Below are 19,282 nucleotides of genomic sequence, written 5' to 3' on the forward strand. Positions count from 1 at the left end.
CGCCGAGCCCTTGCAGGGCACGGAAGGCGATGAGCTGCGGCATGTTCCGCGCCATGCCGCACAGCACCGACCCCACCAGGAAGATCACGATGGCGGCCTGGAACACGATCTTGCGGCCGATGAGGTCGCCGAGCTTGCCGTAGATCGGCAGGCCGATGGTCGAGGCCAGGATGTAGGCGGTGACGATCCAGCCGATGTGCTGCAGGCCTTTCAGATCGCCCACGATCGTCGGCAGCGCGGTGGACACGATCGTCTGGTCCAGCGCCGCCAGCAGCAGCGCCACCATCAGCCCCGCGAAGACCAGGCGGACCTGCCGGCGGGTCAGCCCGGCTGCCTCGGCACCCATCGCCGCCACCTTCCCCTTGGAATCCGGTAGGTCTTTCCCCTCACGCCTCCCGGAAACCTCCCCCGGCCGCGCTCGCTGCCGGCCGGAACGGGCCTCGCCCGAGCGTGGCGGGCCGAGGCGCCCGGACGGCCCCGGCCGGGCCACCCGGCCCGAGGCCGCCCGGCTCGGCACCGACGACCGGAGCCGGGCATGCCCCGCACCGGAGACCCGAGCAGCACGCCGGCCCGAGGTGTTCGGCGCCCCGGGCCGGACGTCAGGGAGAACTCTCCTGATGACCGCGGATCGTCACCGCGGGCCCTCGCGCGGCTCGGCCGCCGCCATCAGCAGCACGGAGCACGTCATCAGGGCCGCGCCCACCGCGGCCACCGGAGTCAGCCGCTCCCCCAGCAGGAGGACGCCGATCAGCGTCGCCCCGGCCGGCTCCAGCAGGGTCACCATCGAGGCCGTCGTGGCCCGCACCGCTGACAGCCCTGTGAAGAACAGGCTGTAGGCGAGCGCGGTCGGCGCCACGCCGAGGTAGCCGAGCAGCACCGCCGAGGCCGCCCCGCTCCCGCTCGGGGCCAGCCCTTCGAGCGCGGCGACGGGAAGCAGCAGCAGTCCGCCCACCGTGAACCCCCACATCGCCGCCCCGTACGCCGCGGACCCGGACCCTCCGGCGGGCGCTTCTTCGCTCGCGATGGCCGGACCTTCTCCGCAGGCATCGGCCCGGATCACCGGCGGCCGTCCGCCCCGGGCATCCCCGGGGCGGGTACGCGGGCCTGACGCGCGGTCGGCGTGCGTGTACCGGGAGTGCAGGGTGATCCCGCTGTAGGCGACCGCGGAGGCCAGAGCCAGGCCGACTCCCGCCACCGAGACCTGCGACGGCCCGCCGGCCAGCAGCGCGAGCCCCACCAGGGCCGGCGCCATGCCGGCCGCACCCCGGCGCCCGAGCCGTTCCCCCAGGACGAACCGCGCCCCCAGCGCGACCAGGCACGGCGTCGTCCCGAGCGTGACCACGGTCGCCACGGCGACCCCGCCGACCGCGACCGCGGCGAAGTAGGCCGCCTGGGACACCGCCAGCCCGGCCCCCACGGTCAGCAGCCCCGCCCAAGCGGGACGCGGCCCGCCGAGCCCCGGCAGACGGGCCGCGGCGAACAGCACAAGGGCGCCGAAGACGAAGCGCCAGAAGGAGACGGCCAGCGGTCCGAGCCCACTGACCTGGTACAGCAGCGCCGCTGCGGGGCCGCCCGTACCCCAGATGGCGGCCGCGATGATGACGTACAGCATGCCTCGCCGTACGGAGACGTGCGTCATGAACTCTCTCCGGAGGAGTGGAAGCGGAAAAGGCCCCGGACTGCGGGCAGCATCCACTCGCCGGGCCGTCCAGACCCGGTCTCAAGACGAGGAACCGCCCGCTAAGCGGCGGGCGGCGGTGAAACGCACAAAATCGGACGCACGCGGCCAGCGTAGCCGCGTCCGCCCGCTCCGTCCGCCTGCCGCCGCGGCGGTGCGGGCCACAGGGTTCTTTCCGTACCTGACACTGGGTGACAGGTATGGCGGCCACGATGGAGCGCATGACGACGAAAGCGACTCTGATCGCCGTGACCATCGACTGTGCCGAGCCGAAGAAGCTCGCCGAGTTCTATGCCGCCATCACCGGGTTCGAGGTGCAGTACGCCGAAGCGGAGTACGCCGCAGTCGGGGACGGGACGACGAACATCTACTTCGGCCGGGTCCCCGAGCGGAAGCCGGCCGTGTGGCCGGGCCCGGACAAGCAGTTCCACCTCGACTTCCGCGTCCCGGACGTCGACCAGGCCGTCAAGGAGTACCTCGAGCTGGGCGCCACCAAGCCGGACTTCCAGCCCGGGGACGGCTGGGTCGTGCTCGCCGACCCGGAGGGTCACCTGTTCTGCGTGTGCCCCCAGCGTTCCTGACCCGGACCGGGCCCGCCGTGACGCCCGGCGGGCTCAAGGCCGGGACGGGCGGGGCGCGGCATCGCTTGCGGCGGCCGGTGGCGGGGTGCCGGCGAGGCCCAGCGCCGGGTGACCGGCGGGAATCTTAGGGGTGGGCATATGTCGCCGTTCGTGGGGTAATGCGGCCAAGGGCGACCGTGTCCTCGAAATTAGTCCCTAAGCTTGACCGGGTGCTCCCTCTGATGACCTCACATGCGCTCCTGGCTGTCCGCGTGCCACCCGCCGGTGGCACCTCATGATCTGGCTCGGCGTGTCGATCGCGCTGGTCGGCGCGCTCGGCTATGCGGGCGGCGCGGCGCTGCAGCAGTACGAGGCCGTCCACGGGGGCGCGAACCTCAAGCTCGTCCGCCGGCCGCGATGGCTGATCGGCGGCGTCATCGGCCTGCTGGGCGCCGGGCTGCACGCCGTGGCGCTGAGCTTCGCCCCGCTGGTGCTGATCCAGCCGGTCAGCGTGGCGACGCTCGTCTTCGCCGTCCCGCTGGCGGCGGTGCTGCACGGCCGGCGGCCGCGCCGGCCGGAGGTGCTCGGCTCGATCGCGGTCGCCGCCGGGCTCCTCGGGCTGATGCTGCTGATCCCGCAGACCAACACCCGGCCGGTCCTGTCCACGCCGGAGGCGATCGGTTTCCTCGCCGTCGTCGGCGTGGTGGTCGCGGTGTGCAACCTCGCCGCCCGGCGCGTCCGCGGCTCGGCCAAGGCGCTGCTGCTGTCCATCGGCGCGGGGTCGGTCACCGCGTCGGTGTCGACGTTCGTACGGGTCGTCGGCGGTGGCCTCGGCGGCGACCTGTCACGGCTGCTGCACTGGTTCACCCTGGCCATCCCGGTGCTGCTGGTCTTCGCCATCGTGCTGCTGCAGAAGTCCTACGCGGTCGGATATTTCGGGATCGCCTATGCCGGGGTCCAGGTGGTGGACCCGATCACCTCGGTGCTCGCGGGCGCGATCCTGCTCGGCGAGCCGCTGCCGAGCGGCGCCGGTGACGTCATCCCGGCGGTCGTCTCGGCGGCCGTGCTCATCGCGGGAACGATCACTCTGAGCCGCCTGGCCCCCGAGAGCACCAAGGCCGTCAGCCCGCCGCACCCGGACATTCCCCTTCCGGTCTCCTCCGAGGCGGGCGTCGAGGCCGGGATCAGATAGCGCCTGGTCACCGGGGCGGGCGCCAGGTGAAGACGTCGTCGAACCGGCGGAGGGTCACATCGCCCGCACGCCCCGCGAGTGCCATGGCCGCGTCCCTGGCGCCGACGGCCAGCGGGTTGGACCAGCGGGTGAGGCGGCAGAGGGCACGGGACCTCCGCATGATCATGGTGGTGCGGGGCAGCCGGGCCCTGGTGTAGGCGGGAAGATCGCCCGCGAGCCGCGCGAGCACGACCGCGTCCTCGATCGCCTGGCACGCGCCCTGCCCCAGGTTGGGGGTCATCGCGTGCGCCGCGTCGCCGAGCAGCGCCACCCTGCCCGAGTGGAAGGCGGGCAGGGGAGCGGCCAGGCAGCGGATGTCGTGCCGCAGGATCGACCCCGCATGCGCCGACGCGATGAGCCGGGGGATCGGGTCGTGCCAGCCGGCGAACAGCCGCGCCAGTTCGGTCCGCCGACCGTCCTCGCCGGCGGTGCCTTCCAGCTCATGACCGCCACCGGCCGCCGAGCCGTCGCCGGTACGCCCTGCGGTCCGCGAAGTGCCGTCCGGCACCGAAGCCGCGTCGCCGGGGACGGGGACGGGGGCGGTGGCGTAGCAGTACACCAGGCCGTTCGCGAGCGGGATCACGCCGAAGAGCGTGCCGCGCCCCCACGACTCGCCGCCGTGCGACTCGCCCGCCGGGCGGTCGGCCAGCAGCCGCCAGCTCGTCACCCCCGAATGGACGGCGCCCGGATGCCCGGGGAAGAGCGCGCGGCGGACGGCCGAGTCGATGCCGTCCGCCGCCACCACCAGGTCGGCCGCCAGTTCGCCACCGCTGGTGGTGACCCGCCCGGATCCCGGGTCGACGCCGTGGACGGTCGTGCCCAGACGCAGTGCTCCGGCGGGGATCCGGCTCGCGAGCAGGTCGACCAGCGTGGCGCGGAGCAGCACGACGGTGGGCTCGCCGAACCGGGCCAGGGCGGCCTCGGCGCTGGTGCGCAGCAGCCACCGGCCGTCCGCCCTGCGTATCCCGGCCGGGCCCTGGATCGCCGCCAGCTCGCGCACCTCGTCGCCCACGCCGATCGTGTCCAGCGCCCTGAGCGCGTTGGGGGCGATGGCGAGGCCGGAGCCGACGGGGGCGAGGGAGGGCGCCCGTTCGCACACGGTGACCGACCACCCCTCCCGCGCGAGGGCCGCCGCCGCGGTCAGCCCGCCGATGCCACCGCCGATCACCACGGCCTGGGACATGTCCCCTCCTCCACTACACCTGTAGTAACGCTACTACACATGTAGTCTGGTCTGGTGCACAGGGAGGAACTCGTCGCGGAGACGGCCATAACGCTGCTGGTGGAGCGCGGGATGCGCGGCCTGACCCATCGCGCGGTGGATGAGGCGGCGGGCCTGCCCCTCGGCTCCACCTCCAACCTCGCCCGCACCCGCGCGGCGCTCCTCGCGCTCACCCTGGCCCGGTTGACCGCGCTGGAGGAGGCGTACTTCGCGGCCACCCCCTCGCCGGGACCGCCGGGGTCGCTGTCGGCGGCGGGGCTGGCCGACCTGATGGCCACGCTCCTGTACCGCCGGCTCACCGAGGACCGGCGCACCGCGCTCGCCCGGTACGAGCTGGCGCTGGAGGCGACCCGCCGTCCCGACCTGCGCCAGGTGTACGACCAGGCGGGACGCCGCTTCCGTGAGGTCGCCGCCGCCGTGCTGGCCGCGGCCGGCTCCCGCGACCCCGAACGGCACGGCCGGCAGTTCGTCGCCTTCGCCGAGGGCGTGCTGTTCGACGCGGTGGCCGGCGCGGGCGGCACCCCCACGCAGGAGGCGCTGCGCAGCGGCATGCGCGAGGTGCTGCACGGGATGCTCGCCGGGCCCGCGAGCGGCGCGGACCCCATCGGCCGAGCTTGATCCGGTACGACCGCGTCCGCAGCCGATCCGAGCGACCCGGTCCTGCGATCCGGCGTTCGTCCGCCTGGGCCAGATGACCCGGGCGACCTGGTGGGGAAGATCCCGTATCTCCGTGATCGGGAGAGCCGTGGGCCCTCGCGAACGTGCTCCCCAGCTCCGGTGACGGTGGTGATCTCGTGCCGCCGGACCCTCCCGGCCGTAGGCTGGGCCGTGCCGGAGGAATGTCGACACGCATACCGTCCGGTCGGTACGCTCCGGGGACTGGGACGACTGGGGAGCGCGATGCCCGTACGGAACGACGCCGGCCCACCGGGCCTCGACCTCGGCCGGCTCGCGGCCCATCTGGGCGGGCTCGGCCTCGCCGCGGGCCCGCTCAGCGCCGAGGTGATCCACGGAGGCAAGTCGAACCTGACCTACCTCGTGGACGACGGCGGGCACCGTCTGGTCGTACGCAGGCCGCCGCTCGGGCACGTCCTGGCCACGGCGCACGACATGGCCCGGGAGTACCAGGTGATGACCGCGCTGCGCGACACCGGCGTCCCCGTGCCGCGCACCTTCCACCTCTGCGAGGACCCCGAGGTCATCGGAGCGCCCTTCTACGTCATGGAGTACGTCGAGGGCGCTCAGCCGCCGGCGACCCCCGCCATCGAGGCCGAGCTGACCGACGTCCTCGCCCGGCTGCACGCCGTGGACCCGGCCGCCGTCGGGCTCGCCACGTTCGGCCGGCCGGACGGGTTCCTGGAGCGCCAGGTCCGGCGCTGGAAGCGCCAGCTCGACGCCTCCCGCAGCAGGGAGATCCCCGGCATCGACGACCTCCCCGGCCGCCTCGCGCGGTCCGTCCCGGCCACCCAGCGCCACACGATCGTGCACGGCGACTACAAGCCGGGCAACACGCTGATCGCGGACGGACGGGTGGCCGCGGTGCTCGACTGGGAGATGTCCACCCTCGGCGACCCGCTCACCGACCTGGCCCTCTTCCTGCTCTACGGCGACTTCGCCGAGCTCGACACCGGCGGACGCCCCGCCGCGGCCGAGGACCCCACCCTCGGGGACGGCTCCGCGACCGGCGGTGGCCCGGCCGCCGGGACGGCGCGGGCCGGGCTGGCGGAGCGGTACGCGCGCGGCGCGGGCCTGGACGTGTCCGGGCTGGGCTGGTACATCGGGCTCGCGTGCTTCAAGCTGGCGGTGATCGCCGAGGGCATCCACTTCCGGCACACCCAGGGCCTGACCGTCGGGGAGGGCTTCGACGACATCGGCGGCCACGTCGCCCCGCTGGTGGCGCACGGCCTGCACGCACTCGACGCACTGGAGGGCTGATGGATTTCGCCTATGACGGCACCACCGAGGAGCTGCGCAAGCGCCTGCTGGAGTTCATGGACGAGTGCGTGTACCCCGCGGAGGAGGCCTTCGAGTGGCAGGCGGCCGAGAGCGGCTGGACCGCCCCGCCCATGCTGGCGGACCTCCAGGCGGAGGCGCGCGGGCGCGGCCTGTGGAACCTCTTCCTGCCGGGCGAGTACGGCGCCGGGCTGACCAACCTGCAGTACGCCCCGCTCGCCGAGATCATGGGCCGCAGCCCGCGCATCGCCCCGCCCGCCACCAACTGCGCCGCGCCGGACACCGGGAACATGGAGCTGCTCGCCACCTTCGGCAGCGCGTGGCAGCGCGACCGGTGGCTGCGGCCCCTGCTGGACGGCGAGATCCGGTCGGCGTTCGCGATGACCGAGCCCGAGGTCGCCTCCTCGGACGCCACCAACATCGCCACCTCGATCGTGCGCGACGGTGACGAGTACGTCATCAACGGCCGTAAGTGGTTCGCCTCCGGGGCGATGAACCCGCGCTGCGCCATCTTCATCGTCATGGGCAAGACCGCGCAGGAGGGCCCCGAGCACCGGCGGCAGAGCATGGTGCTGGTGCCCCGTGACACTCCCGGCGTCACGGTCGAGCGGGGCATGCACGTGTTCGGGTACACCGACGGCGACCACGGCGGCCACGCCGAGGTGCGGTTCGAGGACGTCCGCGTCCCGGTGGACCACCTGGTCGGTGAGGAGGGCGGCGGGTTCGCCATCGCCCAGGCGCGTCTCGGGCCGGGCCGCATCCACCACTGCATGCGCCTGATCGGCATGGCCGAGCGGGCGATCGAGCTGATGTGCCGCCGGGCCCTGGCCCGTGTCGCCTTCGGCAAGCAGGTAGCCCAGCAAGGCGTGGTCCAGGACTGGATCGCCGAGTCGCGGGTCAAGGTGGAGCAGTTGCGGCTGCTGGTGCTCAAGACCGCCTGGCTGATGGACACCGTCGGCAACCGGGGCGCGCACACCGAGATCCAGGCCATCAAGATCGCCACGCCGCGTGATGTGGAGTGGATCCTGGACAAGGCCATCCAGGTGCACGGAGCCGGCGGCGTCAGCCAGGACTTCCCGCTGGCCGGGCTGTGGGCGGCGGCCCGTACGCTGCGGCTCGCCGACGGACCCGACGAGGTGCACAAGCGCTCTCTGGCCCGCCGCGAGCTGAAGAAGTACCTGACCGTCGAATGAGGCCGCCCCGCCCGCCGCGCTCCGTACCGGCGGGCGCCGGCCTGCTCTCCCCATGCCCGGCATGCCCCGGCGGGGTGACGTACTCCGGCGGATGACCCCGCTCCTCGGGGGAGGCCGTATTCCGATAGGGACGATCGAAGGGACCTGTTCGTGACAGTGGACGAGACGGCGGTCGAGGAGCGGGTCCGCGCGTTCCTCGCGCGGCACGACCCGGCGGCCACCCCGCCGCTCGACTTCCTGCGGGCGCGGTTCGACGCCGGGCTGGCCTGGGTGCACTTCCCCGAGGGCCTCGGCGGGCTCGGCGCGCCGCGCGAGCTGCAGAGCGTGGTCGAGCGCGCGCTCACCGGCACGCCGCAGCACGACGTCGGCCGGCTGGCCATCGGGCTCGGCATGGCGGCGCCCACGATCCTCGCCTTCGGCACCGAGGAGCAGAAGAGACGCTTCCTGCGGCCGCTGTGGACCGGCGAGGAGGTCTGGTGCCAGCTCTTCAGTGAGCCGGGCGCCGGGTCCGACCTCGCCACCCTGGCCACCCGCGCCGTACGCGACGGGGACGAGTGGGTCGTGGACGGGCAGAAGGTGTGGACCTCCGGCGCCCACTTCGCCCGCTGGGCCATCCTCGTCGCCCGCACCGACCCCGACGTCCCCAAGCACCAGGGCCTGACGTACTTCGTGTGCGACATGCGCGCCCCCGGCGTGGAGGTGCGCCCGCTGCGGCAGATCACCGGTGAGGCCGAGTTCAACGAGGTGTTCCTCACCGGGGTGCGGCTGCCCGACGACCTGAGGCTGGGCGCGGTGGGCGACGGCTGGCGGGTCGCCCAGGCCACGCTCATGAACGAGCGGGTCGCGATCGGCGGCGCGCCCGGGCGGCGCGGCGGCGGGATGCTGGCCGAGATCACCGAGACCTGGCGGAACCGGCCGGAGCTGCGCACCCACGACCTGCACCGGCGCCTGCTCGACCTGTGGGTCGAGGCCGAGGTCACCCGGCTCGCCGGGGCGCGGCTGCGTGAGCAGCTCGCCGCCGGGGCTCCGGGACCGGAGGGCTCGGGGGTGAAGCTCGCCTTCGCCCGCCTGAACCAGGCGCTGTCCGGCCTGGAGGTCGAGATGCGCCGGGAGGAGGGCCTGCTGTACGACGACTGGACCTTCCGCCGCTCGGAGTCGGTGGACTTCTTCGGCCGGGGCCCCGGCTACCGCTACCTGCGCGCCAAGGGGAACTCGATCGAGGGCGGCACCTCCGAGATCCTGCGCAACATCATCGCCGAACGGGTGCTCGGCCTGCCCGCCGAGCCCCGCGCCGACAAGAACGTCCCCTGGAAGGACCTGCCGCGATGACCCTGCTGTACTCCGAGGTCGAGGAGGAGCTGCGCGCCGCCGTCCGCGACCTGCTGGCCGACCGGTGCCCGCCCGCGGCCGTGCTCGCCGGGGCCGAGAGCGCCCCGGGGCGCGACGCCGAGCTGTGGAAGGCCCTGGCCCGGGACATCGGCGCGGCCGGGCTGCTGATCCCCGAGGACCTCGGCGGCGCGGGGGCCTCGGCGCGCGAGGCGGCGGTCGTGCTGGAGGAGCTCGGCCGTGCGGTCGCCCCGGTGCCCTTCCTCACCAGCGCCGTCATGGCGACGTGGGCGCTGGTGCGCTGCGGCGGGGACGCCGCCCGCGAGCTGCTCGGCGAACTGGCCGTCGGCGAGACCACGGCCGCCCTCGCCGTCTCGCTGGCCACCTCGCCGTACGCCCTGAGCACCCCGCCGGCCGCCGTGCGGGCCGAGGCAGGGCGGCTGACCGGACGGGTCACGGCCGTGGCGGGAGCCGACGCCGCGGACCTGCTGATCGTCCCCGCCTCCGGTGCGCTGTACGCCGTGGACGCCGCCGACGCGGTCGTCGAGGTGGTCACCTCGCTGGACCTGACCCGGCCGGTGGCCATGGTGACCTTCGACGGCACGCCGGGCCGGCCGGTCGGCGCCGACCTCGCGCCGCTGCGCGCGGCGCTAGCGATGGGGGCCGGGTTGCTGGCGTCCGAGCAGCTCGGGCTGGCCGAGTGGTGCCTGGCCACGACTCTGGCCCACGTGAAGGAACGTCATCAGTTCGCCCGGCCGATCGGCTCGTTCCAGGCGCTGAAGCACCGGCTCGCCGATCTGTGGATGGAGATCGTCCAGGCCCGGGCGGCGGCGCGCGGCGCGGCCGACGCCCTGGCGAGGACGCCGGGTGCCGGGGCCGCCGACGAGGGCGGCGCGGGGGAGGTCGCGCTGGCGGTGGCGGTCGCGCAGGCGTGGTGCGGGACGGCCGCCGTGCACGCGGCGGAGGAGTGCCTGCAACTGCACGGCGGTATCGGGATGACCTGGGAGCACCCGCTGCACCTGTACCTGAAGCGCGCGAAGGCCGACGAGATCGCGCTCGGCACGCCCGGCGACCACCGCGACGCCCTCGCCGACCTCGCCGATCTGCCCGCCCCGCTCCCCGCCTGAGCCGGCCTGGTCGCCGTCAGGGGCGCAGAGAGGCGAGCAGGAGGTCGGCGAAGTGGCGGCCGACCTCCGCGCCCGCCAGCGGACCGTCGGTGTGGTACCAGCTCCCGAGGTGGTGGACCGAGCCGAAGAAGTAGTCGACGACGAGGTCGGCGGGCACGTCGTCGCGGAAGACGCCGGCCCGCTGCCCCTCGGTGAGCAGGTCGCGGAAGCGCTCGTGGTAGCGGCGCCGCTCGGCCCGCACGGCTTTGCGGGTCTCCGGGGCGAGCTGGTGCATCGACCGGAAGAAGATCTTCGAGTCGTCGAGGTTCTCCACCGAGGTGGCGACCACGTCGGCGGCGGCCGCGTGCACCCGCTCGGCGACCGGCCCCGGCGCGTCGGCGAACCGGTCGAGCCGCTCCATCTGCAGCCGCAGTACGCGGGCGTAGATCTCCTTAAGCAGATCATCCTTGGAGCCGAAATAGTGGTACATCGCCCCTTTGGTCACCCCAGCGGCGCCGACGATCTCCTGCACCGAGGTGTTCTCGAAGCCCTTCTCGGCGAACAGCCGGGTCGCCTCGGCGAGCAGCCGCCGCCGGACCGGCTCGTCCGCCCGGGCGCCCCCGGCCCTGCCTTCGCCCGGCCCGCCCGTCCCGGTGCCGTCGGCCGGGGCGTCGTCCGTGGTGGCCGGCCGCCGGGCCCCGTTGCGCGCCATTTCGGACGCCTCCCCTGTATCGCGATGCCAGCAGCATACCGACTGGTCGGTTAACGCTCTGTGACATCGCGCCTTCCGGAGTGCCCACTTGCCCCCGGAATCGGGATTCTCACCGGCCCGCGCTGTGGCGTGGAGGGGGTTGTTCCGTAACCTTGGACAAGTTGGAGCCCCGGATTGGGTATTCCACAACGTAGTCGACTGAGCCCGAAATCGTGGGGGTTTCCGGTGCCCAATGGTTCCATCTACGTACCGCCTGACGACAAGTTCAAGTGGGGCTCGCCATCGGTGATGTACGAGCTCCGATGGCGGGAGACCAGGTCCGAGCGCCGTCGCCGCCGTCACTTCATGGCGGGCGCGGGCGCGATCCTGATCTTCGCCCTCGCCCTCTACCGTGGCGCCCCGCTGCCCTTCCTCTTCGGCATCGTGGGCGGCGGGCTGGTCTGGGGCGCCGACGCGGTCATCTCCTGGCGCATGTTCGAGGCCACCGCGGTCTGGCGCGGCAAGCGCAGCGGCGCGGTCCGCACCGGGCGGCTGCTCCGGCGCAGCCTGCGCAAGCACGGGTACCGCGTCCTGGACGGGCGGGCCGTCCCCGGCAAGGCGTCCATCGACCACCTGGTGATCGGGCCGGGCGGCGTGTACATCGTGGACAACGAGGCGTGGTCCCCCGACACCGACATCGCGGCCTATGGCGGCCGGCTCTTCCTGGGAGAGAAGTACGGCTCGAAGGTGGCCAAGGAACTCGTGGACGCCGCCGCGGCCATGGGTGAGCTCCTGAGCCGCGAGTCCGGCGTCCCGGTCGAGATCTCCCCGCTGCTGGCGGTGCACGGCGGGCGTCTGCGGGGCCCGTTCGTCTCCGCCGAAGGGCTGATCCTGTTCCTGCCGCGCAAGGCCGCGAGGTACATCCTGGGCGACGCGCACGCCGACCTGAACGAGGAACAGGTGGAGGTGCTCGCCCGTACCGCGGCGCGCATCCTCCGCCGGATGAGCTGAACTCCGTCCGGCGTCCACGAGAGGCCGGACGGCGTCCTGCGGCCACCCGACCGCCTAAGCGGTACGAAGTGGGACGGAGAGTGCGCTAATCTTGTCGTGCTTCCAGCGCCGCTAGCTCAGTTGGTTAGAGCAGCTGACTCTTAATCAGCGGGTCCGGGGTTCGAGTCCCTGGCGGCGCACGGCAACCGGCAGGGCGTCCATGATCGAGATCATGGACGCCCTGCCCGTTTTCAGAGGGAAGCCCAGTGGCGGTCCACTGCCCAGAGGACCCCATCACGACCGGTTGATCCCCACTCGCCCACCGACGCGACAGTGACATTCACGGACCGGACACCGTACGCATCCTGTTCGCCTTCGATCCATGGAGGTCCAGCATCCTCCTGGTGGCCGCTGACAAGGCCGGTCGGTGGAATGAATGGTACGAAGAGGCGGTCCCGTTAGCCGAGAAGCGATACGGGATCTATCTGCGGTCCCGTGCGGAAGAGGAAGAGGAGGGAGACGGACGATGAGCGGTTATTCGCGATGGAGCGACATCCGGGCCGAGCATGTCGAGCGAGCAGGCGGGGAAGCCGCTGTGGCCGAAGGCAAAGGCGAACTCCTCGCCGAAGTACTCGGACATCGACTCGCGGAAATCCGCCGGACCCGCGGCCTCACCCAGGAACAGGTCGCCGAACGGATGGGGGTGACCAAGGGGCGGGTCTCCCAGATCGAACCGGGCAAGATCTCCGGACAGGAAGTACTCGCACGCTACGCCGCCGCTATCGGCGGACGCCTTCACCAGGCCATCTACTTCGACAACGGTGACATCACCGCAATCGCTTGACCGCGAGCACCCCACTGTTGACGGCCCGAGGAAGCGGTGCGGCGTGGCCGCGAGATCGAAACGAGGTTCCGCCGCCTACGTACGTGCAGGCTCACCCCGAGCCCAGGGCGATCGGGGCGCGCCTGGGCTTTGTCGGCGGGCGTCGGCCGGGTCAGGCGGCGGCGGAGGAGGCGCTGGTGGAGAGGAACTCCAGCAGGACGCGGTTGACCTCCGCCGGGTGGGTCAGCGCCGGAGTGTGCGCGGCGCCGCTGATCACCCGCACGGGGGTGGCGGCGGGCAGGCGCTCGGCGAGCAGGTCCATGCGGTCCCGGGGCAGCGAGCGGTCCTCTGAGCCCCACATCAGCAGGACGGGGCAGGTGATCTCGGCCAGCCGGTCGCTGACGTCGTCGCGCTCCAGCAGGCAGCCGGCCGCGGCGCCCAGCGGCAGTACGACGTGCTTCCACCGCTCACGCCACTCGTCGGCGTGCGGGTCGTCGCCGATGATCTGCCGCGAGAGCGGGATCAGCAGGTCGTCGATGGGGCCGTGCTCGGCGAGGGCCGCGAACATCTGCCCGTAGCCCGCCTTGTCGGCCGGGTCGCACGGCGTGGCCTCGGTGTCGGACAGGATCAGGGCGCTGACGCGTTCGGGCGCGAGGAGCGCCGTGCGCAGCGCGATGAACCCGCCCTGTGAGATGCCGCCGACGGTGGCCCGGGGCAGGCCGAGGTGGTCCATGAGGCCGAGGACGTCGCGGGCCTGGTCCCAGTACGTGCAGGGCTCGCCGTCGTCGGCGGTGGCGCCGTGCCCGCGCGCGTCCCAGGCGATGACCCGCCATCGCGGATGCAGCGCCTCGGCCTGGGCCGCGAAAACCGAATGGTCGGTGAAGTAGCCGTGGCCGAGGATGACGGGGTGCCCGTCGCCTCCGGTGTCGGAGTAGCCGAGATGCCGCCCATTGACGTACGCGATGGCCAAAGTGACTCCTAGAGAGTGGTGACGATCTCACGCCCCGGCGCGCGCGACGGCCGCGTGGGGAGACAGGAGGAGACAGGGGGACGGACGGAGACGGAAAGGCCCGGAGCGGGACGGGAACGCCGCGGGCGCCGCGCGGGCGCGGGCCCGCGCGGCGTGCCCGTGGTGCCGGGTCAGTAGTAGTAGGGGAAGGACTCCCAGTTCGGCGGGCGCTTCTCCAGGAAGGCGTCCCGGCCCTCCACCGCCTCGTCGGTCATGTACGCCAGCCGGGTCGCCTCGCCCGCGAACACCTGCTGCCCGACCAGGCCGTCGTCCACGAGGTTGAAGGCGAACTTCAGCATGCGCTGCGCCTGGGGCGACTTGCCGATGATCTTCCAGCCCCAGTCGAGGGCGGTCGTCTCCAGGTCGGCGTGCGGCACGACGCGGTTGACCGCGCCCATGGCGTGCATCTCGGCCGCGGTGTAGTCCTCGCCGAGGAAGAAGATCTCCCGGGCGAACTTCTGGCCGGTCATCCGGGCGAGATAGGCCGAGCCGTAGCCCGCGTCGAACGAGCCGACGTCGGCGTCGGTCTGCTTGAACCTGGCGTGCTCGGCCGAGGCCAGCGTCAGGTCGCAGACCACGTGCAGGGAGTGCCCGCCGCCCGCGGCCCACCCGGGCACGACGGCGATCACGACCTTCGGCATCGTGCGGATCAGCCGCTGCACCTCGAGGATGTGCAGCCGGCCCGCACGCGCCGGGTCGATGGTGTCGGACGTCTCACCGCTGGCGTACTGGTACCCCGAGCGCCCGCGGATGCGCTGGTCGCCGCCCGAGCAGAAGGCCCAGCCGCCGTCCTTGGGGGAGGGGCCGTTCCCGGTCAGCAGCACACAGCCCACGTCGGAGCTCATCCGTGCGTGGTCCAGGGCGCGGTACAACTCGTCCACGGTGTGCGGCCGGAAGGCGTTGCGGACCTCCGGCCGGTCGAACGCGATGCGCACGACGCGCTTGCCGTGCCGGGTCTCCACCGAGCGGTGGTAGGTGATGTCGGTGAAGTCGAACCCCTTGACCTCGTCCCACGCGAGCGGATCGAACAGCTCAGAAACCTTGACGTTTGACACGACAGCAGAATAACGATTTCGCGGAGGCCGACCAAATCACACCATTCGTAACCGTATGTCGGCTAAAAGGGCTGAGACGGTGGATCTAGCGGTGTTCTTTGCTCTCATGCCGCGACCCGATATAGAGCTGAACGCCCCGTGTCGGATCGGGATGGCGGTACACGTTGGCCAGCAGGGTCAGCTCCTCGCCGGTGTCCAGGTCGCGCACCCGCATGTACGGCGTGTGCCGGCCCATCAAGATCTCCTGCCGGCGCCACATGTTCACGAAATCGGAGAACCGCGACAGTTCCGCAAGGACGTTCGGGAAGGACGGGTCATCGGCCCGCTGGACCATGTGCGTGCGCAGCCAGGCGACCGTCAGCCGCGCCTCGACCTCCCACTCGATCATGATCTTCCGTGACTCGGGGACGGCGAAGAACCAGATGAGCACGTTGCCCACCTCGTCCAGCCGCCGGTAGATGCGGCTGTACTCCCCGTTGCCGTATAGCACCCACCACGCGTCGTCGACCCAGCCGGCGAGGTTCGGGCGCAGTGCCTCGATGTGCTCGCGCTCCTCGGCGGTGATCTCCGGGCGCGGCCCGGGGGCGGCCCCGCCGACCGGCCTGGCCTGGGTGTAGGCCACCAGGTCGTGCATGTGCTTCCTGACCACCGCGTTCACCTCGAGCGCGGTGGCGAGCTGGTCCACCACCTCTGGGGAGGGGTGGATGTTGCGTTCCTGTTCGAGCTTGGTCAGGTAGCTCTGGCTGATGCCGGTCGCGACGGCGAGCTTCTCGCGGCTGAGTGGTTGCCGGCGGGCCGGCGGGCCGGGGGAGAAGCCGGGAGCGGTGGGCGACGACCTCAGGTGGCGCACATATTCCCCGAACGAAGGGGGCTGGACGCTGCTCATGCTGCCATAGCGTATAGATCGCCGCTTATGTCGGCGAAACGGAATTGAAGCACCGATTGCGACATGTGCGGGAGATGTCGTGCACTCCCGGAGAAGCGCGACGCGGGCCGGAGATTCAACCGGGATACCGCCCTATTGAATGTCGTTCGGTGACCGTGAGTGGTCGTCGGATCGCCGAAATCCGGCTGACCTCGCGATCGGCCGATCACGGACCGCGTCCGCTGTCCCTGTCAGGGGTAGCCATGTCGGGGATAGCAGCCAAAATCCTACTTGTCGACCTAAAGGACGAATGGGGAACATGTCGGATATTGCGGGGGCGTTGTGGGCCCGTCGGCGCTGGATCGGTGGACGTCACCGCTCAGCGGGCACACAACTCCCCGGCGACGCACGTTTCCCGCGCGACGTCATCGAGGTTTCCGTCCGCGGTCGCCCGGCGCGGCCGCTCAATAGATTCCTGGCCGAATCGCAGGAAAGAGGTAATCCGTTAGTGCCGACGGGGGAAGGAGTCCGGCGGTGACGGCTCCGTACATCGACGGAGGAAATCATGATTGACCGCCATGTCACGGCCTCGCCATTCCTGCCGGCGTGGCGCCGGAAGGAGGCGTCCGACCGGTGGATCGATCCCGCGCGGCCGACCAGCGCGCGGATCCACGACTGCCTGCTCGGTGGCAAGGACAACTTCGCCGCCGACCGGGAGACCGCCGCCCGGATCAGGGAGGTGCTGCCGGACGCCGACCTGCTGGCGCAGGAGGGCCGCGCCTTCGCGCTGCGCGCCGCACGGTTCTGCGCGGCAGAGGTCGGCCAGATCGTCGAACTCGGCCCCGGCATCCCGGTGCCGCCGGATCTCGACGAGGTGGCACGCACGGCCGACCCGGAGGTCACGGTGGTGGGCGTCGACATCGACCCCGTCGTGCTGGCCTACGGCCGGGCGCTGCGCCCGGGCGCCGAGTTCGTCTGGGGCGACGTCCGCGACCCGGAGCGGATCGTCCACGCCCTGCGGCCCTTCGTCGACTTCGACCGGCCGTTCGCGCTGATGGCGACGTCGCTGCTGCACTACCTCCCGGAGAACCCGCGGGCGATCCTGGGGGTCTTCCGCACGCTGATGGTCCCCGGGAGCCTGCTGGTCGTCTCGCACGGCGCCGACGATGGAACGGCGCCGGAGACGCTGCGGGCGCTGCAGGAGATCTTCGACGAGACGGCGTGCCCGGCGGTGTTCCGCACCCCCGGACAGATCTCCGCCCTGTTCGACGGGCTGGAGTTCGTCCGCCCGGGCCTGGTGGACGTACAGCAGTGGCGTCCGGACGGCGAGCCCGGCCCGCCGTCCGGCCTCCGGGTGCTCGGCGGAGTCGGGCGCGTGCCGCGCTGAGCCGGCGGTACGGCTCCCGCGCCGGGCGGGGTGGCGCGGGTGCCGTACCGGCCCGGGCGGAGGGGCCGGCCGGACCGGGGAAGAGACGGGCGGGCCCGGCGGCGCGCGCCGCCGGGCCCGAGGGGGCCGAGCCGTGCCCCGCTGCGGCCGATCAGTACAGGCGGTTGTCCGGCACCGGGAGCTCCACCTTGCGCGGGCCGTGCCATCCGCCGCCCTTCGGCAGGTCGCGGTCGGCCAGGCCCTTGCCTGCGCCGAGCACCAGCGGGATCTCCACCTTGCTCCGCGGCAGGTCCAATGTCACGGTCGCGCCGGTCGCCGGCTCGCCGCTGTAGCTGGAGTCGGTCCCCGCGACGACCAGGGCGATGCGGTGGCCCTTCTTGAAGGTGTAGTCCTGCGGGAGGGTCTTCCACCTGATCCGCGCGGAGACGCCGGGGGTCATCGGGGAGGGACTGGTGAGCGAGTCACGGTTGCGCGCGTCGATCCAGCCGCGGGCGACGATCTCCAGCGGCCGGGTGGCCATGTTCGTGACGGTCTTCTTGTAGCAGCCGTCGTCGGCGGCCGTGCTCTCGCCGTGGCAGTCCTCCTCGGCCAGGGTCGTGATGCCCTGCCCGCGACGCCAGTCGATCCGGCTCTCCTCCCCGAAATCGACGAGGAGAGCCGTCAGGTTCGCGGTGGGCGCGTCCAGCGAGACCCGCAGGTCCGCGACCGGCGTGCCCGACAGCCGCAGGTCGAACGGCAGTTCGCCGGTCGTGAACGCCACCCGCCCCGGCTTGGCGGTGCCCACGTCGGCCACCATCGCGTCCTCGGACTGGCGGACGTCGGTGAACGAGGCGGTCGCGCCGTTCCTGGCCGGGAGCAGGCCGAGCGAACCGTCGGCGGCGGGGCGCAGAGGCACGTCCACGCTGATCGGCGCCGGCCAGTCGCGCTGGTTGATCCACTCGGCCGGGCCGACCTGCACGTCGGCGCGCGGCTCCCGCATGACGTCGTTGCGCACGCCGAGCAGCCAGTGGTCGAACCAGCGGTGCAGCGTGTCCACCCAGATCTCACGCCGTCCCTCGAAGTCGAACGGGTCCACGTGCTGGTACTTGCCGACCCAGATCTTGCGCGGCACGCCCCGCGCCGCGAGGGCCTGCCACCAGGTGGAGAAGTGGTCGGGCTTGACGTTCAGGTCATTGACGGTGTGGACCACGAAGACGCTGGCGTGGACCTTGGAGACGTCGCCGAGCGACCCGGCGACGTAGTCGCGCTCGGCCCAGAAGGCGTTGTAGTCGCCGGTGGCGTCGTCGGCGCCGGCGTCGAGCCGCGCTCGGTTCGCCGCGCACGTGGTGAGCCCGTCGGTGTCGATCACACGCGACAGGTAGGACATGTAGTTGTAGTTGTAGATCACCCCGTTGGAGCGCTGGTACTTGTACCAGGAGCTGATCGCCGAGATCGGGACGATGGTCTCCAGCCCTTCGACGCCGGTCGCGGCGACCGCGTTGGCCAGCGTGCCGTCGTAGGACTTGCCGATCATGCCGGCCTTGCCGGTGCTCCAGTCGGCGGCCGCGGGCGTGCCGTCCTCGCGGAAGGCGGGGGCGCGGCCGTTCAGCCAGTCGATGACGGCCTTGCCGCCGAGCACGTCGGCCCGGCCTCCGACGTCCGGGCAGCCGTCGGACCGGGTGGTCCCGATCATGTCGACGTTCAGCACGGCGTACCCGCGGGGCACGAAATAGTTGTCGTAGAACAGCGGGAACCTGGCCGGTTCGCCGTTCTCGTCGTAGATCTTGCGCTCCGACTCGTTGCCGCGCCCGGAGTTGTCGTAGTACGGGCTCTCGTCGATGATGGCCGGCACCTTGAGACCGGGGCCCGACTCCTTGGGCCGGATGATGTCCACCCGTACGCGGTCGGGACGGCCGTCCGCGTCGCTGTCCACCGGCGACTGGACGTAGACGTGCTCGCGGACGGCGTCGGCGTAGGAGAACACCGGCTGGGTGCGTCCTTGTTCGACGGTGATCGTGGGGGCGGCGTCCGCCTGCGCCGGGGTGACGCCCATCGCGGTCAGGGCGGCGACGGCGACGGCGAGGGTTGCTCGTATTCGTGGCACGAGGGCCTCCTAGAGCGGGGGATTGACCGCAATCTCCAGGAATGTCGGTATATCGACAAGATCCCTATACGGGTTCGACACCACCTTGGTCCTGCCATGTGACATGGCGC

At 72.2% G+C, this 19,282-nt stretch carries 19 protein-coding genes and 1 tRNA gene; 12 read left to right on the top strand and 8 right to left on the bottom strand.

Going from position 1 to position 19,282, the window contains the following annotated elements:
• Together IEY93_RS37950 and IEY93_RS08845 are read right to left on the bottom strand one after the other, a co-directional pair.
• On the bottom strand, positions 1 to 346 hold a 346-nt coding region (locus IEY93_RS37950), incomplete at its 3' end, for an MFS transporter (RefSeq protein ID WP_229690991.1).
• Positions 347 to 631: 285 nt separating this feature from the next.
• Entirely contained in the window at positions 632 to 1,639 is a 1,008-nt protein-coding gene (locus tag IEY93_RS08845; protein ID WP_189162494.1) for a DMT family transporter, read from the bottom strand.
• 260 nt (positions 1,640 to 1,899) lie between these two features.
• On the opposite strand from IEY93_RS08845, the gene IEY93_RS08850 reads away from it, so the two are divergent.
• Together IEY93_RS08850 and IEY93_RS08855 are read left to right on the top strand one after the other, a co-directional pair.
• A complete protein-coding gene (locus IEY93_RS08850; protein ID WP_189162495.1) occupies positions 1,900 to 2,259 on the top strand; it encodes a VOC family protein in 360 nt (119 codons plus the stop codon).
• Positions 2,260 to 2,533: 274 nt separating this feature from the next.
• The gene (locus IEY93_RS08855) at positions 2,534 to 3,430 is read left to right on the top strand and encodes a DMT family transporter (protein ID WP_189162496.1); all 897 of its coding nucleotides are present in this window, start codon (positions 2,534 to 2,536) and stop codon (positions 3,428 to 3,430) included.
• Between the two features lie 7 nt (positions 3,431 to 3,437).
• Here IEY93_RS08855 and IEY93_RS08860 read toward each other — a convergent pair whose 3' ends face one another.
• On the bottom strand, positions 3,438 to 4,652 hold the full coding sequence (locus IEY93_RS08860; RefSeq protein WP_189162497.1) for an FAD-dependent oxidoreductase: 1,215 nt from the start codon (positions 4,650 to 4,652) through the stop codon (positions 3,438 to 3,440).
• Between the two features lie 54 nt (positions 4,653 to 4,706).
• On the opposite strand from IEY93_RS08860, the gene IEY93_RS08865 reads away from it, so the two are divergent.
• The 5 genes from IEY93_RS08865 to IEY93_RS08885 all read left to right on the top strand — a co-directional run bounded on the left by IEY93_RS08865 (position 4,707) and on the right by IEY93_RS08885 (position 10,290).
• Positions 4,707 to 5,309, top strand: coding sequence for a TetR/AcrR family transcriptional regulator (locus tag IEY93_RS08865; RefSeq protein WP_229690992.1), 603 nt, complete (start codon positions 4,707 to 4,709; stop codon positions 5,307 to 5,309).
• 282 nt (positions 5,310 to 5,591) lie between these two features.
• On the top strand, positions 5,592 to 6,626 hold the full coding sequence (locus IEY93_RS08870) for a phosphotransferase family protein (RefSeq protein ID WP_189162498.1): 1,035 nt from the start codon (positions 5,592 to 5,594) through the stop codon (positions 6,624 to 6,626).
• On the top strand, positions 6,626 to 7,837 hold the full coding sequence (locus tag IEY93_RS08875) for an acyl-CoA dehydrogenase family protein (protein WP_189162499.1): 1,212 nt from the start codon (positions 6,626 to 6,628) through the stop codon (positions 7,835 to 7,837). Before IEY93_RS08870 ends, IEY93_RS08875 begins: the two co-directional genes overlap by 1 nt.
• A 150-nt stretch (positions 7,838 to 7,987) precedes the next feature.
• Positions 7,988 to 9,166 (top strand): acyl-CoA dehydrogenase family protein, encoded by a 1,179-nt coding sequence (locus IEY93_RS08880; protein WP_189162500.1) that lies wholly within the window; start codon positions 7,988 to 7,990, stop codon positions 9,164 to 9,166.
• Positions 9,163 to 10,290 (top strand): acyl-CoA dehydrogenase family protein, encoded by a 1,128-nt coding sequence (locus tag IEY93_RS08885; protein ID WP_189162501.1) that lies wholly within the window; start codon positions 9,163 to 9,165, stop codon positions 10,288 to 10,290. The genes IEY93_RS08880 and IEY93_RS08885 overlap by 4 nt, the downstream gene beginning before the upstream one ends.
• 16 nt (positions 10,291 to 10,306) lie before the next feature.
• Here the strand turns inward: IEY93_RS08885 and IEY93_RS08890 are convergent, their stop codons facing one another.
• The gene (locus IEY93_RS08890) at positions 10,307 to 10,981 is read right to left on the bottom strand and encodes a TetR/AcrR family transcriptional regulator (protein WP_189162502.1); all 675 of its coding nucleotides are present in this window, start codon (positions 10,979 to 10,981) and stop codon (positions 10,307 to 10,309) included.
• 225 nt (positions 10,982 to 11,206) lie between these two features.
• On the opposite strand from IEY93_RS08890, the gene IEY93_RS08895 reads away from it, so the two are divergent.
• The 4 genes from IEY93_RS08895 to IEY93_RS08910 all read left to right on the top strand — a co-directional run bounded on the left by IEY93_RS08895 (position 11,207) and on the right by IEY93_RS08910 (position 12,794).
• The gene (locus tag IEY93_RS08895) at positions 11,207 to 11,971 is read left to right on the top strand and encodes a nuclease-related domain-containing protein (protein WP_189162503.1); all 765 of its coding nucleotides are present in this window, start codon (positions 11,207 to 11,209) and stop codon (positions 11,969 to 11,971) included.
• Positions 11,972 to 12,076: 105 nt separating this feature from the next.
• Positions 12,077 to 12,150, top strand: a tRNA-Lys gene (locus IEY93_RS08900).
• 138 nt (positions 12,151 to 12,288) lie between these two features.
• Positions 12,289 to 12,480 (top strand): type II toxin-antitoxin system RelE/ParE family toxin, encoded by a 192-nt coding sequence (locus IEY93_RS08905; protein ID WP_203968666.1) that lies wholly within the window; start codon positions 12,289 to 12,291, stop codon positions 12,478 to 12,480.
• Positions 12,477 to 12,794 (top strand): helix-turn-helix domain-containing protein, encoded by a 318-nt coding sequence (locus IEY93_RS08910; RefSeq protein WP_189162504.1) that lies wholly within the window; start codon positions 12,477 to 12,479, stop codon positions 12,792 to 12,794. The genes IEY93_RS08905 and IEY93_RS08910 overlap by 4 nt, the downstream gene beginning before the upstream one ends.
• Before the next feature lie 151 nt (positions 12,795 to 12,945).
• On the opposite strand, the gene IEY93_RS08915 is transcribed toward IEY93_RS08910, so the two are convergent.
• The 3 genes from IEY93_RS08915 to IEY93_RS08925 form a co-directional block, all read right to left on the bottom strand.
• The gene (locus tag IEY93_RS08915) at positions 12,946 to 13,743 is read right to left on the bottom strand and encodes an alpha/beta fold hydrolase (protein WP_189162505.1); all 798 of its coding nucleotides are present in this window, start codon (positions 13,741 to 13,743) and stop codon (positions 12,946 to 12,948) included.
• Positions 13,744 to 13,913: 170 nt separating this feature from the next.
• A complete protein-coding gene (locus IEY93_RS08920; RefSeq protein ID WP_189162506.1) occupies positions 13,914 to 14,837 on the bottom strand; it encodes a 1,4-dihydroxy-2-naphthoyl-CoA synthase in 924 nt (307 codons plus the stop codon).
• Between the two features lie 85 nt (positions 14,838 to 14,922).
• On the bottom strand, positions 14,923 to 15,723 hold the full coding sequence (locus IEY93_RS08925) for a helix-turn-helix domain-containing protein (protein WP_189162507.1): 801 nt from the start codon (positions 15,721 to 15,723) through the stop codon (positions 14,923 to 14,925).
• Between the two features lie 544 nt (positions 15,724 to 16,267).
• Here IEY93_RS08925 and IEY93_RS08930 point away from each other — a divergent pair.
• Positions 16,268 to 17,089 carry an SAM-dependent methyltransferase gene (locus IEY93_RS08930; protein ID WP_189162508.1) on the top strand — a complete coding sequence of 274 codons (822 nt, stop codon included), beginning with the start codon at positions 16,268 to 16,270 and terminating at the stop codon, positions 17,087 to 17,089.
• 151 nt (positions 17,090 to 17,240) lie between these two features.
• Here IEY93_RS08930 and IEY93_RS08935 read toward each other — a convergent pair whose 3' ends face one another.
• Positions 17,241 to 19,172 (bottom strand): Xaa-Pro dipeptidyl-peptidase, encoded by a 1,932-nt coding sequence (locus IEY93_RS08935; RefSeq protein WP_189162509.1) that lies wholly within the window; start codon positions 19,170 to 19,172, stop codon positions 17,241 to 17,243.
• Positions 19,173 to 19,282: the final 110 nt, after the last annotated feature.

Origin of the sequence: Sphaerisporangium melleum, from assembly GCF_014646695.1 — a bacterium.
Taxonomy (GTDB): domain Bacteria; phylum Actinomycetota; class Actinomycetes; order Streptosporangiales; family Streptosporangiaceae; genus Sphaerisporangium; species Sphaerisporangium melleum.

What these genes read in the sequence shown, in the direction of transcription:
- IEY93_RS08855 (WP_189162496.1), top strand. Translation starts at nt 2,534, where the DNA reads ATGATCTGGCTCGGCGTGTCGATCGCGCTGGTCGGCGCGCTCGGCTAT.
- IEY93_RS08845 (WP_189162494.1), bottom strand. Translation starts at nt 1,639, where the DNA reads ATGACGCACGTCTCCGTACGGCGAGGCATGCTGTACGTCATCATCGCG.
- IEY93_RS08910 (WP_189162504.1), top strand. Translation starts at nt 12,477, where the DNA reads ATGAGCGGTTATTCGCGATGGAGCGACATCCGGGCCGAGCATGTCGAG.
- IEY93_RS08930 (WP_189162508.1), top strand. Translation starts at nt 16,268, where the DNA reads ATGATTGACCGCCATGTCACGGCCTCGCCATTCCTGCCGGCGTGGCGC.
- IEY93_RS08860 (WP_189162497.1), bottom strand. Translation starts at nt 4,652, where the DNA reads ATGTCCCAGGCCGTGGTGATCGGCGGTGGCATCGGCGGGCTGACCGCG.
- IEY93_RS08925 (WP_189162507.1), bottom strand. Translation starts at nt 15,723, where the DNA reads ATGAGCAGCGTCCAGCCCCCTTCGTTCGGGGAATATGTGCGCCACCTG.
- IEY93_RS08875 (WP_189162499.1), top strand. Translation starts at nt 6,626, where the DNA reads ATGGATTTCGCCTATGACGGCACCACCGAGGAGCTGCGCAAGCGCCTG.
- IEY93_RS08870 (WP_189162498.1), top strand. Translation starts at nt 5,592, where the DNA reads ATGCCCGTACGGAACGACGCCGGCCCACCGGGCCTCGACCTCGGCCGG.
- IEY93_RS08890 (WP_189162502.1), bottom strand. Translation starts at nt 10,981, where the DNA reads ATGGCGCGCAACGGGGCCCGGCGGCCGGCCACCACGGACGACGCCCCG.
- IEY93_RS08850 (WP_189162495.1), top strand. Translation starts at nt 1,900, where the DNA reads ATGACGACGAAAGCGACTCTGATCGCCGTGACCATCGACTGTGCCGAG.
- IEY93_RS08885 (WP_189162501.1), top strand. Translation starts at nt 9,163, where the DNA reads ATGACCCTGCTGTACTCCGAGGTCGAGGAGGAGCTGCGCGCCGCCGTC.